General features: G+C 72.9%; 12 protein-coding genes and 1 pseudogene. 12 read left to right on the forward strand and 1 reads right to left on the reverse strand.

Annotated features, from left to right (window positions below; translation table 11 throughout):
- Positions 1 to 5: 5 nt before the first annotated feature.
- The 12 genes from ACIOHP_RS44735 (at position 6) to ACIOHP_RS44790 (ending at position 15927) form a co-directional block, all read left to right on the forward strand.
- On the forward strand, positions 6 to 3194 hold the full coding sequence (locus tag ACIOHP_RS44735) for an amino acid adenylation domain-containing protein (protein ID WP_401896772.1): 3189 nt from the start codon (positions 6 to 8) through the stop codon (positions 3192 to 3194).
- Entirely contained in the window at positions 3191 to 4246 is a 1056-nt protein-coding gene (locus tag ACIOHP_RS44740) for a GNAT family N-acetyltransferase (protein WP_401896775.1), read from the forward strand. The genes ACIOHP_RS44735 and ACIOHP_RS44740 overlap by 4 nt, the downstream gene beginning before the upstream one ends.
- On the forward strand, positions 4243 to 5472 hold the full coding sequence (locus ACIOHP_RS44745) for a hypothetical protein (RefSeq protein WP_401896778.1): 1230 nt from the start codon (positions 4243 to 4245) through the stop codon (positions 5470 to 5472). The genes ACIOHP_RS44740 and ACIOHP_RS44745 overlap by 4 nt, the downstream gene beginning before the upstream one ends.
- Before the next feature lie 123 nt (positions 5473 to 5595).
- Positions 5596 to 7350: a hypothetical protein gene (locus tag ACIOHP_RS44750; RefSeq protein WP_401896781.1), complete on the forward strand. Its 1755-nt coding sequence runs from the start codon at positions 5596 to 5598 to the stop codon at positions 7348 to 7350.
- A 62-nt stretch (positions 7351 to 7412) separates the two neighbouring features.
- Entirely contained in the window at positions 7413 to 8588 is a 1176-nt protein-coding gene (locus tag ACIOHP_RS44755) for an acetyl-CoA carboxylase biotin carboxylase subunit family protein (protein WP_401896783.1), read from the forward strand.
- 6 nt (positions 8589 to 8594) lie between these two features.
- Positions 8595 to 9386 carry a gamma-glutamyl-gamma-aminobutyrate hydrolase family protein gene (locus tag ACIOHP_RS44760; protein ID WP_401896785.1) on the forward strand — a complete coding sequence of 264 codons (792 nt, stop codon included), beginning with the start codon at positions 8595 to 8597 and terminating at the stop codon, positions 9384 to 9386.
- Complete coding sequence (locus tag ACIOHP_RS44765) at positions 9380 to 10201, forward strand: hypothetical protein (protein WP_361549425.1); 822 nt, start codon at positions 9380 to 9382, stop codon at positions 10199 to 10201. The genes ACIOHP_RS44760 and ACIOHP_RS44765 overlap by 7 nt, the downstream gene beginning before the upstream one ends.
- A gap of 1 nt (position 10202) precedes the next feature.
- Positions 10203 to 11252, forward strand: a complete 1050-nt coding sequence (locus tag ACIOHP_RS44770; protein WP_401896787.1) for a hypothetical protein — start codon at positions 10203 to 10205, stop codon at positions 11250 to 11252.
- Entirely contained in the window at positions 11249 to 11950 is a 702-nt protein-coding gene (locus ACIOHP_RS44775; RefSeq protein ID WP_401896789.1) for a hypothetical protein, read from the forward strand. The genes ACIOHP_RS44770 and ACIOHP_RS44775 overlap by 4 nt, the downstream gene beginning before the upstream one ends.
- 41 nt (positions 11951 to 11991) lie before the next feature.
- A complete protein-coding gene (locus ACIOHP_RS44780) occupies positions 11992 to 12672 on the forward strand; it encodes a class I SAM-dependent DNA methyltransferase (protein ID WP_401896790.1) in 681 nt (226 codons plus the stop codon).
- A gap of 314 nt (positions 12673 to 12986) precedes the next feature.
- Positions 12987 to 14588, forward strand: a complete 1602-nt coding sequence (locus tag ACIOHP_RS44785) for a SpoIIE family protein phosphatase (RefSeq protein WP_401896798.1) — start codon at positions 12987 to 12989, stop codon at positions 14586 to 14588.
- Between the two features lie 76 nt (positions 14589 to 14664).
- Positions 14665 to 15927, forward strand: a complete 1263-nt coding sequence (locus tag ACIOHP_RS44790; RefSeq protein ID WP_401896792.1) for a YhgE/Pip domain-containing protein — start codon at positions 14665 to 14667, stop codon at positions 15925 to 15927.
- A 33-nt stretch (positions 15928 to 15960) separates the two neighbouring features.
- Here the strand turns inward: ACIOHP_RS44790 and ACIOHP_RS44795 are convergent.
- Positions 15961 to 16074, reverse strand: a pseudogene (locus tag ACIOHP_RS44795) (esterase); the annotation flags it as partial.

A 16074-nucleotide genomic window follows, 5' to 3' on the forward strand; every position in this document is an offset into this window, starting at 1 on the left:
AGGCGATGACGACGACAGCATCCGTGCGCGCGGGAGCGCACCGGCGGCTCACGGCGGACACGGTCGTGGAGCTGGTGGTGCGGCAGGCCGAAAGGCATCCGGAGTCGGTGGCCGTGCGCCACGGCGACCGGGCACTGACGTACGGCCAACTCCTTTCCGCCGCCGCCTCGATGGCGACGGCACTGGCGGACGGTCACGGGGTGGGGGCCGGGCTGCGCGTGGGCCTCGCCACCCGGCGCGGGATTCCGCAGATGGTGTCCGTCCTCGCCATCCTCATGGCGGGCGGCTGCTATGTGCCGCTGGATCCGGCACTGCCCGAGCAGCGGCTGCGCGGCATGATCGACGACGCCGGGCTGAAACTGCTGGTGAGCGACGACGCGTACACGGGCCCGCGGCCGCCGGGCGCCGTGATCACGGCGCCGCGGCCGTCCGGGGAGAGCGTCGCGGCGTACCCGGGGCGGCCCCGCCCGCAGGCCTCGTCCGAGGCGTACGTGCTGTTCACCTCCGGATCCACCGGCAGGCCCAAGGGCGTGGTGATGCCGCACCGCCCGCTGGTCAACCTCATCGAGTGGCAGCGTGCCTCCTCGACCGCGGGCATCGGCACCCGCACCCTCCAGTTCGCGCCGATCGGCTTCGACGTCTCCTTCCAGGAGATCTTCTCGACCTGGTGCAGCGGCGGGGAACTGGTGCTCATCGGGGAACAGGACCGGCGTGACCCGGCCAGGGTCCTCGAACTGGCCCACCATCACGGCGTACAGCGGATCTTCGTGCCCTTCGCCGTCCTCCAGTCCATGGCGGACTGGGCGTTCGACGGCGACCAGGACCTGCCGCGTCTGACGGAGATCATCACCGCGGGCGAGCAGCCGATCGTCACCCCCGCCCTGGAGCGTTTCGTCGAGCTCACCGGCAACCCCACCCTCGCCAACCAGTACGGACCGACCGAGACCCATGCGGCGACGCAGAGCGTGCTGCGCGGATCGCCGTGGGACTGGCCGCGGGTGCCGCCGCTCGGCGAGGTCCTCGACAACTGCTCGGTCCTGCTCCTCGACGACTCCCTGACGCCCGTGCCCGAGGGCACCGAGGGGGAGATCTGCGTCGCGGGGATCTCCCTCGCCGACGGGTACGCCGTCGACGACGACCGCACCCGCGGCAGATTCGTCGCCGCCGGTCATCTCGACGGGATCCGACGGCTGTACCGCACGGGAGACTTCGGGATCGTCGAGGACGGCGTCCTGCACTACCGGGGCCGGCGCGACGACCAGGTGAAGATCAGCGGGCACCGCATCGAGACGGGCGAGGTCGAGGCCGCCGTGTCGGCGCACCCGGAGGTCGGCCAGGTGGCGGTGGTCGCCGTCGGGGACGGCCCCGGCACCCGGCACCTGGTGGCCTTCGTGGTGGCACGCCGCGGAACGACGCCGGACGAGGACGGGCTGCGCGCCTTCACGGCCCGGCTGCTGCCCGCACACGCCGTCCCCCGGCGTTTCCTGCCGGCTGACACGCTGCCCCGTACCGCCACCAACAAGGTGGACCGGCGCGCTCTCGCCGCTCGGGCCACCCCCGCACCGGCCGGCGAGGACGGCCCGCCCCTGGGCGCCCGGGAGACCGTGCGCGCGGTGTGGCAGCGGGCCCTGGGCAGGGCCGTGCCCGACGGCGTCCGGTTCTTCGACGTGGGCGGCGACTCGCTCACCGCGGTCCGCCTGGTCGTCGAGCTCAACCGGCACTTCGCGCGGAAGATCTCCGTCGGTGATCTGCTGCTGCGCCCGGAGTTCGACGCGTGTGTCGCCTTCTTCGAGGCCACCGAGGCGAACGACGACTTCCGGCCCCGTCCCGCCACCGGTGACGCGGAGCGCGGCGCGTGGCTGCCGGTCGCCCTCACCCAGGCGCACCGGATGAACCGGGAGGCCTGGCGGGCCCGGCACGGACTGCCGAGCATCAGCAACGTCCCCATGGCGTACCACCTCCAGGGGGAACTGGACGCGGGTGCCCTGGAGACCGCGCTGCGGCATTTCGTCGCCCGGCACCCGGCGCTCGCCCTGGAGATCGACGAGACTCCGGGCGCGCACCGCCAGCGGCTCACCGACTGGACGCCCACGCTGCGCATCGTGCGGCTCGACCCGCAGCTGTCCGCCGAAGCCGCCCGGCAGCGGGCCCTGGCCCTCGTCCAGGAGGACGCGGAGCGCCCCTTCGTGCGGAGCGGAACGGCGTACGACGGACTGCTGCGGGCGACGCTGATCCGGATCGCCGAGCGGGAGCACCACTTGTTCCTGTGCGCCGACCACATCGTGTTCGACGGCTGGTCGGTGGGGGTGCTCAATGAGGACCTGGCCGTCTGTTACCGCGCGGCCCTGCGCGGCGAGGCACCGCCGGCGGCCGAGCCCGACCTGAGGTTCCTCGACTGGGCGCGCGCGGAGAACGCCTGGCTGGGCGAGGACCTCGCGGCCCGCCTCCGCGCGGACTTCGGCCGCCGGCCCGGGGTGCCCGAGGACCCGGCCGCCGCCCTGCTCTATCCGGCGATCGAGCCGAGCCCGCCCGCGCACTACGCCCGCGAGACACTCATCCGCAGACGGCTCGACGCTGACCGCACGGCGGCCGTGCACGAGCTCGCCCGGACCACCGGGCACCCGATGGGCTCCGTGCTCACCGCGCTCTACGCGACCGCGTTCGCCCGCTGGTCGGGACGCGACGAGGTCGCCCTGGTCTCGACGTTCGCCAACCGGACCATCCCGGACGCGGACCGCTCGGTGGGCTTCTTCGCCAACAACGTCCCGGTGTTCCTGGGCCGCGCCGCCGGTCTGTCGCCCGCCGAGATGATCGACCGCGCCGCCCGCGAGGTGGGCCGTGCGGCCCAGCGGGAGGCCGTGCCCTTCCCGTTCTGGCTCGCCACGATGCTGCCCGGCCACGAGGACCTCGCCGGCAGCGCGCGCTACGCGTTCCTGAACGTCCGCAGCCAGGACCGCTCGGGCCTGGACCGGCTGGAGCTCGACGGAGTGACCTCGCGGGCGGTCCGCGTCGACATCGCGCTGACGCCGTCCTTCGCCCTCGGCCTCCGGGCCGGCGACAACGGCGCCGACATCGCGCTCGAACTCGCCTTCCTCCCCGGCCTCGTCGCCCCGGAACGCGCCGAGGCGCTCATGGCGGAGCTCGAGGACGTCGTGGACGCGGTCGGACACCCACGAGGAGGGCAGCGCCGGTGATCCTCACCGAGGTCGACGACCTGAGCGCCGACAAGGACTGGCTGCGGCTGTGGCGGTCGGACGACCACCAGCACGCCAACTACACCGTCACCTCACTGGCGGTCGGCGCCGCCCACTACACCCGCCTCTACTACCTCCCCGCCGAACGCGACGTCAGCGAGTACCGGCCGTGCGCCGAGCGGTTCGTTCCGCACCACCTGCTGGCGTCCGGCCCCGACGGCCCGGTGGCCGGACTCGCGCTCACCGTCGAGGTACTGCCCGGACGGCACCGGCTGTCCGCCTACGGGCGGCCGCTGATGCTGGTCGAGGACCGCACGGCACCCGCACGGCTGCGCAGACAGGCCGCCGCCGCGATCCACACCCGGCTCCAGGAGCTCACCGAGCACTACGGCGCCGAGCGCTACCACGCCAGGGACTACCTGGTCGGCGGGGAGATCTCGCCCCTGACCGAGGTGCTGCTCCGGCACGGGGGCGTCAGCCGGCACCACTTCACCCAGACCGTCGACCTGCGCCCGCCCGCCGAGGAGCGCTTCGCCGAACTGCGCAAGAACTTCCGCAAGATCCTGCGCAGGGAGCGCGGCGGCTTCGCACTCGACGTGGTGACCGCACGCGAGGTGACCCGGGCGCACCTGGACGACTTCGTCCGGCTGCATCTGGAGTTCTTCGGCAAGACCCTGCGAACGCGGGCCTCGTGGGACTCGATCCTGGCCTCGGTCCGTGCCGACGAGGGGTTCATGGTGGTCGGCCGCCAGGACGACAGGCCGGTGTCGATGGCCTACTTCGCGGTGTCGGACCGCTACTGCCTCTACGCCTCCGGCGTCAACGACGCCGACAGCTACGGCAGCGGACTGAGCCACCGGGTGCTGTGGCGGGCCATGGAACACGCCCGTGCGCTGGGCTGTGTCCACTTCGAACTCGGTGAACAGCTCTACCCGGGCATGTATCCCGACCTGCCGGAGAAGTTCCGGGCGATCGGTCACTTCAAGGCGGGCTTCAGCAACACCACGGCCGCCCGCCTGGACGTGTTCTCCGCTCCGCTGGAGGCGCCGTGACCGTCGTTTCCCGGTGGGCCGCGGTGGCGCGCGGACCCCGGCGGGCCGAACTCGTCCTGCACACCGTCACCCTCGTCAACGCCGTCGGCAACGGCCTCTTCACCGTCGCCGGCACGCTGTTCTTCGTCCAGGTCCTGGACCTGTCACCGCTCCGCATGGGGGTGGGCCTGGCCGTCGCCGCCGCCTTCGGGCTCGCCGCCAGCGTGCCGGTGACCCGGGCCCTGGACGGCCGCTCGCTGCGCGCCGCCTACGGTGTGCTGCTGATGGTCCAGGCCGTGGCCATGGCCCTGTTGCCGACGGTCCGGTCGTTCGGGGTCCTCATCGCCGTCCTCGCCCTGGGGGCCGCCGGGCAGAAGAGCGCTCGCGCGGTGAACAACGCGCTGATCGGACAGGTGGCGGGCGCCCGCCGGGCCGACGTACGGGCCGTCTCGCGGTCCGTGAACAACCTGGGGACCGCCGCCGGGGCCCTGCTGTCCTCCGCGGCCGTGGTCAGCGGCACCGACCGGGCCTACGAACTCCTCGTCCACGCCGACGCGGTGACCTTTCTGCTCGCCGCCGCGCTGGTGCCCGCGATACGGGTCACGGGCCGTTTGGCCACGGCCGGGCGGAACCGGTACGGCTCGGCGCTGCGGGACTCCCGCTACGGGGCGGTCACGCTGGCCGACGGCGTGATGTGCCTGGAGTACTTCGTCATCACGCTGGTGCTCCCGCTGTGGGTCGACGAGCACACCTCGGCGCCCCGAGCCGTCGTCCCCGCCCTCTTCGCGCTCAACATGGTGCTGGTGGCGCTCTTCCAGATCCGGGTCAGCCGGCGGGCCCGCACGATCGCGGCGGCCGCCCGCGCGGTACGGGTCTCCGGGGCGCTCTTCCTGGTCAGCCTGGCCGCACTGCTGCTCGCCGGGCAGGTGGCCGCGGTGCCCGCCGTGCTCCTGCTGGTGGCGGGCGTCGGGCTGCACACGGCCGGCGAGCTGTATCACGCCGCGGGTGCCTCCGAGCTCAGCTACGGGCTGGCCCCCGAGGAGCGGATGACCGAGTACCAGGGCGTGTTCGGGCTCGGTATGGGGGTGGCCGAGATCGTCGCCCCGTACGTCCTCGTCGTCGCCTGTCTGGAGGGCGGTTGGGCCGGCTGGGCCGGGCTCGCCGTCCTGCTGTCCGCCACCGGTGCGGCCCTGCCGTTGCTCGCCTCCCGGCCCCCGGCCCCGGTCCCGGTCCCGATCGCGCGCTGACGCGGTCGAGAGCCCCGCAGTCCTGACCACACCCCACACCCCCGGGCACACGACTGCCCCTCAACGCCCTTTATCTCCGTTTTTCTTACTGTTTGTCACCGCACTGGAACGAGGTGTCTTACGTTGGGTCTCCTTCGTACAGAGGGATTCACGAAGCTTCTGGAGCTCGTCGCGGAGGAGTCCGACACGCTGGATTCGGCGTACACCGCGGCCCTGCACGCCGCGACGCTCGGCGGCCGACTCAAGGCCGAGGTGGGCCTCGGCGCCCTGAGCCGCGGCGAGTCGGTCGCGCTCGCCGAGCTGCGGAGCACCGGCGCCCGCCGCCATCTCCCCCTCGTGCGGGACACGGTGGGTGAGCGCATGGTGCTGACCGGCACCGGACGCCTGCGTGTTCTGCGCGACGGCGAGCCCGCGCCGGAAGGGGTGCTGGAGATCGGCCGCGTCGACTGGGACGGCAGCCGCCCCGCGGACCTCGACCGGCGCTGGGACGAGCAACAGCGCGCCGAGGACGCCGAGTCGCTGACGCTGCACGCATGGCTGCGCGCCCGCCCGGCCGGCACGGTGGACACCATGGTCGCGGACCTGCGCCGGACCCTGACCCATGTCGGGCCGATGCGTGTGTACATCGGCGACCACTGCTACACGAACCTCGGCCGGGAACACAGCAATCTGGTGGGCAAGTCGGTCTCCGCCGGCTCCGAGCAGTGCCGGCTCAACGGGATCGACGGCGTGCCGGTCGAGCGGTGGACGGCCCACGACGCCGTCTTCGTCGTCTGCATGTCCGCGCTCATCGCCTCGGGAACCCCTTCCAGGACCGAGGAGTTCAGCGGCACCCAGCTGACCGCCGGACGCCTGGAGGCGTTCATACGCGCCAAGATCACTTCCTACGAAGGAGAGGTGACCGCCGCCACGGAACAACTGCCGCTCGTGGACAGGCTCTTCGCGCTCGCGGCGCACGCCAGGCGGTCGCGCCCCGGCAAGCTCGAACGGGGACCGCAGATCTACCGCACGGTCCAGGCCATGACGATCAACAAGCAGGAGCACTTCCTCGACCGTCCGGTCACCTCCGCCGATCTGCCCGCCGCCTTCACCGCGAAGGTGACGGAGCTGCTGCCGGGGGCGGACCTGGACCGTCCGGACCACCTGGTCGCGGCCTGGGCCCAGTTGATGCCGGCACTGCACGGCCCCTCGGCCGACGACGGGTTCGCCACCGGCCTGGAGGAAGTGATCCACGGGTTGGTCGAGGCGGGCACCGAGTCGACCGGGTCCCATGTCGGCATGTCCCGCGGCCCCCGCGACATCACGACCCTGTCCGCACTCGTCGCCGCCGGCAGCCCGGACCCCGGACACTGGAAGACCAGCGACTACTACTGCTGTGTGGTGCCCGGCCAGGACTTCACCCGGCGCTTCGACCGGGCCCCGGAGGAACTGCCGCAGGTCATCAGGGCGATCGCCGCCCGGATGCGCTGGAACGGCTGGCACTTCATGCCGCACGCCAGCGGTGCGAGCGACCACCCGAGCTTCGCGGACCGGGACTGGTTCTACGCTCCCACCATGCCCGACATGACCGAGTGGACCTCGCACCATCACCAGGGCCATGTCGCCAACGGAGTCCGGCACGCCATCCGGGTCCCGCTGGGCCTGACCCTGGCCGGCGCCCACCGGCCCGGAATCCACGACTTCCGCCTGATGCGCACGGACGGCGAGACCTACGGCGTCCCGGAGCTGCGCGCGGCCATCGCCATCGGCCGTGTCCTCCAGAGCGTCTACCAGGCGCACGCGGACCGCTCGGAGCACACCGGACCCGCCCTGGTCGTCTCGGACTTCGGCAACACCTGGTACCAGCGACGCCACGCGCCCGCCGCGGCGGCACTGTGACACCCTCCGCTCCCGCCCCCTGTCCCCTCCCGCCCGCACACCGACCCCAGGAAGGGCCTCCCATGTCCCCCGACCGTTCCGTCCTCCACCTCGGCCTGCGCCGCTCCCCCCTGGAGTGGCAGCCCGAGATCGACGCCGCCGCACAGCTGGGCCACGCCGTGTACGTCCACTCCGACACCGGCCTCGGCCATCTCGGACTGCCCGACGACCGGATCGCCGCCTTCACCCGGACGGAGCCCGCCGAGGACGTGGCGGCCCGCGCCCTGCGACAGGCACAGGACGGCGGGCACCGGCCCGCGGCGGTGCTGTGCTGGGGCGACCGGTACGTGGACATCGCCGCCAGGGTGGCGCAGGCGCTCGGCCTGCGCGGGCCCTCGGTCACCGCGGCCGCCGTGTGCCTCGACAAGGCGGCGCAGCGCCGGGCGCTGGAACCGCACGGTCTCAACCCCCGCTGGCGCACCGGCAATACGGCCGGGGAACTGAAGGCCGCGGTCGGCGAACTCGGCCTTCCCCTGATCTTCAAGCTCGCCCACTCCTCGGGCGGGCGCGGTTCCGTCGTGCTCGACGCGGACACGGAACCGGACGAGCTGATGAAGCTGACGTCCCTCAACTACGAGGACTCCGACGCCTTCCTCGTGGAGGAGCTCGTCGACGGCAGCGAGCACTCGGTCTCCGGGCTGGTGCACGGGAACGAGGTGGTGATCCTCGCCGTGTCCGACAAGTACCTGGCCCCCGGGGAACTCCGTACGACCACCACGGTCGTCCCCTCCGCGCTCACCTCGGAACGGCTCGAGCGGGTCCACGAGGCGGCCGAGCGCGCGGTGCGCGCCGTGGGCATCGAGACCGGCGGCTTCCACGTGGACCTGCGGTACGCCGCCGAGGGCCCCGTCGTCCTGGAGATCGGCGCACGGCTCGGCGGCGACCTGATCAACTCCCACCTCGTGCCGCTCGCCACCGACGGCGCGGCAGACCCGTACCGCTCGCTCGTCGAGACCCTCGCGGACGGCGAACTGCCCCGCCCCGCCCCCTTCGTGACCACCGCGGCGATGCACCTGCTGCCGGTCCCGGCCGACGCCGATGTCCCGGCGCTGCTCTCCCGCCTCGCGGAGCACCCGGCCGTGCGGGTCGCCGCCGAGTGGCCCTCCCCCGAGGACGAGGTCGTCGTGGTGGTGACGGCACAGGACCCGGACACGATCCCGGCGATCCTCGAGGACCTCCGCCGCCGGACGGGACGGTAGGCCCGCGTGCCGGACCGTGCGAACTCCGCGCACCCGCCGGACCTCCCGCTCGTCGGCGTCCTGGCCTGCCGCAAGCAGCGCGCCAACGGCACCAGTTACTCCCGGGTCAACGACGTCCTCACCGACAGCCTGCTGCGGTACGCGCGCGTGCTGCCGCTCGTCGTCCCGCCCGACGAGACCGGCGCCTCGGCCCTGGACGACCTCGACGGGCTGGTCCTGCCCGGCAGCGGCTCCTTCGTCCACCCCCGTTTCACCGCGGAAGCCGGCGCGGAGACCCCGGGGCGGGAGTACGACACCGACCGTGACGCCGCCGCGCTCGCTCTGCTGCGCCGCGCCCGTGAGCTGCCGGACCTCCCGGTGCTGGGCAGTTGCCGGGGCATGCAGGAGATCGGGGTGGCGGCCGGGGCGGCGCTGCGGGACACCGAGGGCGCCGAGACCGCCGTCCACCGCTTCACGCCGCGTCCGGCGGGCGGTGACCGCTGGGCCGACGCGCACCCCGTGCACATCCGGCCGGGCGGACTGCTCGCCGGGCTCCCCGGGGAGCTCGCCGGGACCGCCGTCCCCGTCAACTCCCAGCACTCTCAGGTGGTCTGCGCGCTCCCGGACGACGTACGCGTCGAGGCCGTGGCGCCCGACGGTGTGCTCGAGGCGATCAGTGTCGGCCATCCCGCTCGGTATGTCCTCGGCATCCAGTGGCACTTCGAGCAGCACACCGGGGACAGCGCGCTGAACCGGACCATCCTGGAATCCTTCGGGCGGCGCTGCCGTCTGCGCAGAGAGAAGAGAAAGTCGTGCTGAACCTGTCCGGGCCCTTCCTCGACTCCGTGGCGGAGCTGGCGCTCGGCGCCGTGGCGGACCCGGCGGACGGCGTGCTGTTCGTCGCCGGGTCGGTCGTCGACGGACTGGCCAACCGCAACTCCGACCTGGACGTCTACTTCCTGGGCGGCGACGGGGCCGCGGTCGTCGGGGCCGACACCACCGTCCGCAAGGGCGAGAAGAGCGGCACCATCGGCGAGCTCGACGGGCGCGAGGTCAGCCTCTCGATCCTGGAACCCACCGGGATCGAGGAGCTGACACGCTCCTTCCAGGACTGTCTGGCCGCGCTGTCCGACGGCGGCGGGATCGTCCAGCTGGAGAGCCAGAACGATCTCAAGGTGCTGCACCGCATCCGTACCGGTGTCCCGCTGCGCGGTGCCGAGCGGCTCGAGAAACTGCGGGCGGCGACGGGCACGCACCGGCTGGCCGAGTACCACGTCAACGTCCAGGCGGTGGCCGCCGTCAACCGGCTCACCGATGTCGAGGGGGAACTCGCCGAGAGCAACGACGCCTCGGCGTGCTGGATGTTCCGGGAGGCCGTCGCCCATTTCGCCCGGATGGTGCTCGCCCTCGACGGAGAGACCAACCCGGCACCCAAGTGGCTGGTCAGACTGCTGGAGCTAGGTGGCCCCGACCCCCGGCTGCGGTCCCGTCTGGCCCAGCTGCTCACCGAGTCCGAGGAGGATCTGCCCGCGGCGGTCGCCGAGGTCAAGGGGCTGTTGCGGAGCACGGTCGACCTCGCCCCCGGCACGGTCGTCGGGCCGTACACGCGGCGCGTGATCCGGAAGCTGGGCTGACATGACCGCTGTCCTCGGACTTCCGGGCCTGGCCCTGCACGAGATACCGGAGGCGTTCGTCCCGGAGGAACCCCGCCTCGGCGGCGCGGCGGTGCCCGTACCCGCGGCGCGACTGGCGGCACTGAGCAGCACCGGCACGGTGCTCCTGGGCCGGCGGCCGGACGACCTCCACGTCAAGGAGTTCCGCGCGTCGGTCATCGCCGAGACCCGGGCCTTGTTCCGGGTCCCGCACGACCACACCCTCACCGTCGTGGCGGCCCGCCCCACGGAACTCTGCCACCTCACCGCCGCCCAGCCCTGGGCCGCGGGCCTGAAGGTGACAGGGACCGGCCCGCGCGCCACCGCCTGGCGATCCGCCACAGCGGGCGTGCGGGAATCCACCGGCCTCACCCCCCTCGCCGTGGTGGCCGACGAGGATCCCGCCTGGCGGGAGCGGCTCGAGGCGGCCCCGGTGGGTGCCTGGCGGGTCGCGGAGCTCACCGGTACCGCCGAGGTGCTCACCGGGCGAGGTGTCCGTGACGCCGATGTCGCGTTCCTCTGTCCGAGCGGACTGCTCGGTGTCGGTGTCGGCCTCACCGTGGCCGTGCTCTCGCCGCGGGCCGCGTCCGCGTCGCCGGGGCTGACCCGCGTGCTCGACGTGGCCGGGGCCGCGGTCGGTACCGGTGACCTGGTGATGTTCGCGCACGCGGTGCGGGCCGTGGCGGAGAGCGACGCCACGAGCGCGGCAGCCGGACGCGGGGCCCGCCGCGCCCTGGTCGCCGACTGGGCCGCCACCCGCGACTGGGTCACCGCCCCCGCGGCCGGGGCGGGCGACGCGCTGACGGTCCGTCTGGTCACCGCCCTGACGCCGGGCACGGTCGCCGAACTCGGCCGGTTCCTGGAGACCGCCCATCTGGCGTACGGCCTCACGGACCCGGCCGACCCGCACGCGCTCCGCATCGGCCTGTACGACTCCCTGCGCACCGCCGACATCGAGCGCCTGCTCGGCCTGCTCGACTTCCTCGTGGCTCGCCTGGCGCACACCACGGACCCTGACCAGGAGGGACGATGACCCCCCGCTCCGACGCCCTCATGATCCTCAAGCCGGACGTGCTGGACGGGCCGTTCGCCGTGTGCCCGCGTCCCCTCGCCCGGGACGCCGTCCGCGGACTCGTCGACCTGTACGCCGGGCGGCCGCCCGGACCGTACGAGGTGGCGACATCCGACGGCGCCGTCCGCTGGGCCCGGCGCAACGTGGACCGCAAGACCGCGGCCCGGGGCTGGTACGACCAGGAGCTGCGGTCCCGGCAGGAACGCCTGAGCCGGCTGACCGCCCTGCTGCGCTCCCCCACGCTCACCGGAGAGGGCCCCACGGAGACGGCCGGGCTGATCCTCGGGATGGCGGGCGCGCTCGGCTTCAGCGTCGCCGAGCGCGCCCGCCGGCGCTTCACCCACCGAGACGTCCTCGGCCTCTACGCGTACAACACCCACTACACCCGGCTCGCCGGCGACCTGACCGCCTACCTCACCGGCGGAGAGGGAGAGATCCTTCTGCTCACGGGAGAGGAGAACCTCAGCAGCCTGCACATCCTCAAGGAGGTGGTCCGCCGCGTCGTCCGCTATCCCACCACCCACTACGACGCCCTGGAGAACCTGCTGCACGTCTCCGACCCGGGGGCGACGGACTGGACGTACTTCGAAGGGACCCTGACGGGGCACGCCGACCCGTACGGACCGATCAGCTGCCTGCGCGCGCCCCAATCCGTATAACTGTGAAAAAATTACCCATACGGCGTCAAAGGAGAATCCTCGTGAGCAGCCCCGCCGACGAGCTCGGCTACGGGAGCCTGCGGCTCGACCGCACCGGCCAGGCCGAGGCCTTCGACGCCATCGGCGACCGCTACGACGAGGCCTTCCCGCACAAGGAGGGCCAGGTCGCGTCCGCCGAATGGCTCATCAGGTCCCTGCCGGCCGGGTCACGCGTACTGGACCTGGGCTGCGGCACCGGGATCCCGACCGCGCGCCAGCTGGCGCAGGGCGGCCTGGACGTCGTCGGGGTCGACCTGTCGGACCGGATGGTCACGCTCGCCCGGCGCCAGGTGCCCACCGGGACGTTCCACCGTGCCGACATCGCGGACCTGCGGCCCGACGGCCCCCGGGACCTCGGTCGGTTCGACGCGGTGGCCGCCTTCTTCTCCCTGCTCATGCTGCCGCGGGCCGAGATCCCCCTCGCCGTGCGGACCATCCACCACCTGCTCGTTCCGGGCGGCCTGTTCGCGCTGTCGATGGTGGAGGCCGATGTGGACGACTTCTCGATCCCGTTCATCGGCAGCACCATCCGGGTCTCCGGCTATCTCCGGGACGAGCTGCGCGAGGTCGTGGAGGCGGAGGGTTTCGAGATCGCCGAGGAGTCCTCGTACTCGTACGCTCCGGCGTCCGTGGACGTGCCGCCCGAGGTGCAGATCTTCCTGCGCTGCCGACGACGTGGCTGACAGCTGCTGATCAGCCCGCCCCGTGGGCCCGCACGGCCGGAAGGACACGCGTGACGAAGCAGTTCGGAGCCGATGGCGGCACCGGCGGGCAGGCGGCCGGCGCGCACGAGCCCTCCGGTGCCCCGCGTCGGCCCGAGCCGCCCGCTGCGTCCTCGAAGTCCGGCAATCCACACGCGCCCAAGGGCTCCGAGGCGGGCGGCGCGGCCCTGCGCCCGCCGCCCCCACCAGAACCCGCCGGACGCCCGATCGCCTCCGCGCCGCAGACCGACAGGCTCCGCTATCTCGACGCGGCGACCCGGCAGATCGCCCGCGGCATGAACCTCGACGAGACCCTGGGCGAACTGTGCCGGGCGGCCGTCCCGGCCTTCGCCGACACGGCGTTCGTCCATCTGTACGCGCCGCTTCCGGTGGGCGACGAGAGCACCGCCGACCCCGGTGTCCTGCGGCTGCACACCACGGCCCCCGCTCCGGAGGCCGCCACCGTCCAGGCGGCCGATGCCGTGCAGCCGGCCGCGGACGCTCTGCTCACCAAGCTGCTCCGGGCCGGGCGGCCGGTGTTCGGGAACACCCCGGGTCTGCGTTCCGTGGTGGCCGAGCTGCTGGGGGTGGCGAACGCGCCGGGCGCGGTGCCGCCCGGACGGCGGCTGATCATCGCTCCGCTGCACGGGCGCAGCCATGTCATGGGCAGTGTGGTCCTCATCCGCGGCCCCGGGCGGCCCGACTTCACCTACGACGACCTCCTCGTCGCCTCCCAGCTCGCCACCCACACCGCTCTCGGCATCCACAAGGCGGTGCTCTACGCGCGCGAGGCGGCCGTCGCGGACGCGTTGCAGCGCACCATGCTCCCGGCGTCGCTGCCCGAGCCGGCCGGAGTCCGGCTGGCCAGCCGCTATCTGCCGTCCTCACGGACCGCGCAGGTCGGCGGCGACTGGTACGACGCGATCCCGCTGCCCGGCAACCGTGTCGCACTGGTCATCGGCGACGTGATGGGCCATTCCATGACGTCGGCCGCGATCATGGGCCAGCTGCGCACCATCGTGCAGACCCTCGCCGGACTCGACCTCTCCCCCGACGAGATCCTGCACCACCTCGACGAGCAGGCCGAGAGACTGGGCAGCGAGCACACGGCGACCTGTCTGTACGCCATGTACGACCCCGTGCTGCACCGGCTGCTGATGTCCAACGCCGGCCATCCGCCGCCCGTGCTCCTGCGTCCCGACGGCAGCACGGAGGTCGTGCGGGTGCCGCCCGGGGCGCCGATCGGTGTCGGCAGCGGTGGCTTCGAGTCCGTCGAGACGCACGCACCGGCGGGCGCGACGCTGCTGCTGTACACGGACGGTCTGGTGGAGTCCCGCGACTCGGATGTGATGACCGGGGTGGAGCAGCTGTGCGCGCGGCTGCGGGCGGGCGCCTCGGGAACCACGGCCCCGACGCTGGAGGAGCTGTGCGACCAGGCGCTCGGAACACTGGGCGCGGGCGACCGGGACGACGACATCGCGCTGCTCGCCGCCCGGTTCGTGGGCATCCTGCCGGACACCGTCGCGCACTGGTACCTGGCCCCGCGCCCGCAGACCGCTGGACAGGCCCGGCGGCTGACCCGCAGGACGCTGCGCCAATGGGGCCTGGAGTCCCTGCTGGAGTCCACCGAGCTCCTGGTCAGCGAGGTGGTGGCGAACGCCGTGCGGTTCGCGCGCCGGCCGATCACCCTGCGGCTGCTGCGCACGGACGTGCTCCGCTGCGAGGTGGAGGACGACTCGACCGTGGTGCCGAGGATGCGGCACGCGCGGCTGAGCGACGAGGGCGGCCGGGGGTTGTTCCTGGTCGACCAGCTGGCACAGCGCTGGGGGGCGACCAGGGTGAGCACGGGCAAGGTGGTCTGGTTCGAACAGCCACTGCCCCGCGACCTGGCCACGTGAGCCGCTCCGCGCGCGGGACGGGCCATGATCGCGTACCACTGGGAGGAACGCGTCACCGCCCACCCCACGGAGAGCCATGAACGCCCCCGCTCCCCAGGCCCGTGCCTCCGCGCTGCTCGGCCGCCCCAAGCTGTGGCTGGTACCCGCCCTCCTGAGCGGACTGCTCGCCCTGCTGCTGTCCCTGCTGTACATGGGCGGCATCGTCAATCCGCAGGGCGACCTCGAGGACCTGCCGATCGCGCTCGTCAACGCCGACACCGGCAAGCCGCCGGCCGGGCAGGAGCAGAACCTGGGAACGCAGATCGCCGCGGCGATCATGTCGGACACGTCGAGCGACAAGGCCGACTGGCGACAACTCACCCGGACGCAGGCCCAGGACGAGCTGGACTCGGGCAAGGTCTACGGCGCCCTCGTCGTCCCCGCCGACTTCACCGCCTCCGTCGGCGCGCTCACCGGCACCGGCGCCTCCGCGCGGCCGACGCTCACGGTGCTCACCAACCCCGGCAAGGGCAGCCTCGGCTCCTCCCTCGCCAGTCAGATCACCACGCAGACGGCACACCAGGCCTCTCAGACCATCGGCAGGCAGCTCACCCGGTCGGCCCCACACGCCGACGCCACACAGAAGCTGCTGCTCGCCGACCCCGTGGCCGTCACCACCGAGGTGGGCCACCCCGTCGGCATCCACAGCGGCCTGGGGCTGACCGCCTTCTACTACACGCTGCTGCTCGTCCTGGCCGGCTTCATGGGCGGCAACATCATCAGCAACGGCGTCGACACCGGCCTCGGCTACGCCGACAACGAGATCGGCCCCTGGCACACCCGGCTGCCCACCGTGCCGATCAGCCGCACCCAGACGCTGCTGCTGAAGATGGCGATGACCGCGGGCATCACCGTGCTCACCGTCTCCCTGGTGATGCTCGCCTGCGTCGCGATCCTGGGCATGGACGCGACCCATCTCCCGCTGCTGTGGATCTACTCGTACTGTGCGTCGCTCGCGGTCGGCCTGGGTGTACAGGCGATCAACGCCGCGTTCGGCGGCATCGGACAGCTCGTGTCGATGTTCGTGTTCATCGTCCTGGGCCTGCCGTCCTCGGGCGCCACCGTTCCGCTCCAGGCGGTGCCGGCGTTCTACCGCTTCCTGTCCCACTTCGAGCCCATGCGCCAGCTCGGCGACGGCGTCCGCGCGATCCTCTACTTCGACGCACGCGGCGACGCGGGCCTCACCCGTGCCTGGACGATGACCGCGATCGGCGCCGCCCTCGCCGTCCTCTTCGGCTTCGCGATGACCGTCTACTACGACCGCAAGGGCCACAGCCGCCTGACGCCGCAGCCCGCCTGAGACGGGCCGCGACGCCGCAGGCGGGTCACACGGTCACGCCGTACCGAGTGCCGTGCGCAGGGTGGTGATGGCCTGGTTGATCGCGGCGTGGGCGGCGTGGGTGTCGCGCAGGGCGTTGAGCATGACGAAGTCGTGGATGATGCCCTG

This window comes from Streptomyces sp. NPDC087859, assembly GCF_044742595.1.
Classification (GTDB): domain Bacteria; phylum Actinomycetota; class Actinomycetes; order Streptomycetales; family Streptomycetaceae; genus Streptomyces; species Streptomyces canus_F.

What these genes read in the sequence shown, in the direction of transcription:
- ACIOHP_RS44735 (WP_401896772.1), top strand. Translation starts at nt 6, where the DNA reads ATGACGACGACAGCATCCGTGCGCGCGGGAGCGCACCGGCGGCTCACG.
- ACIOHP_RS44755 (WP_401896783.1), top strand. Translation starts at nt 7,413, where the DNA reads ATGTCCCCCGACCGTTCCGTCCTCCACCTCGGCCTGCGCCGCTCCCCC.
- ACIOHP_RS44770 (WP_401896787.1), top strand. Translation starts at nt 10,203, where the DNA reads ATGACCGCTGTCCTCGGACTTCCGGGCCTGGCCCTGCACGAGATACCG.
- ACIOHP_RS44775 (WP_401896789.1), top strand. Translation starts at nt 11,249, where the DNA reads ATGACCCCCCGCTCCGACGCCCTCATGATCCTCAAGCCGGACGTGCTG.
- ACIOHP_RS44785 (WP_401896798.1), top strand. Translation starts at nt 12,987, where the DNA reads ATGAACCTCGACGAGACCCTGGGCGAACTGTGCCGGGCGGCCGTCCCG.
- ACIOHP_RS44790 (WP_401896792.1), top strand. Translation starts at nt 14,665, where the DNA reads ATGAACGCCCCCGCTCCCCAGGCCCGTGCCTCCGCGCTGCTCGGCCGC.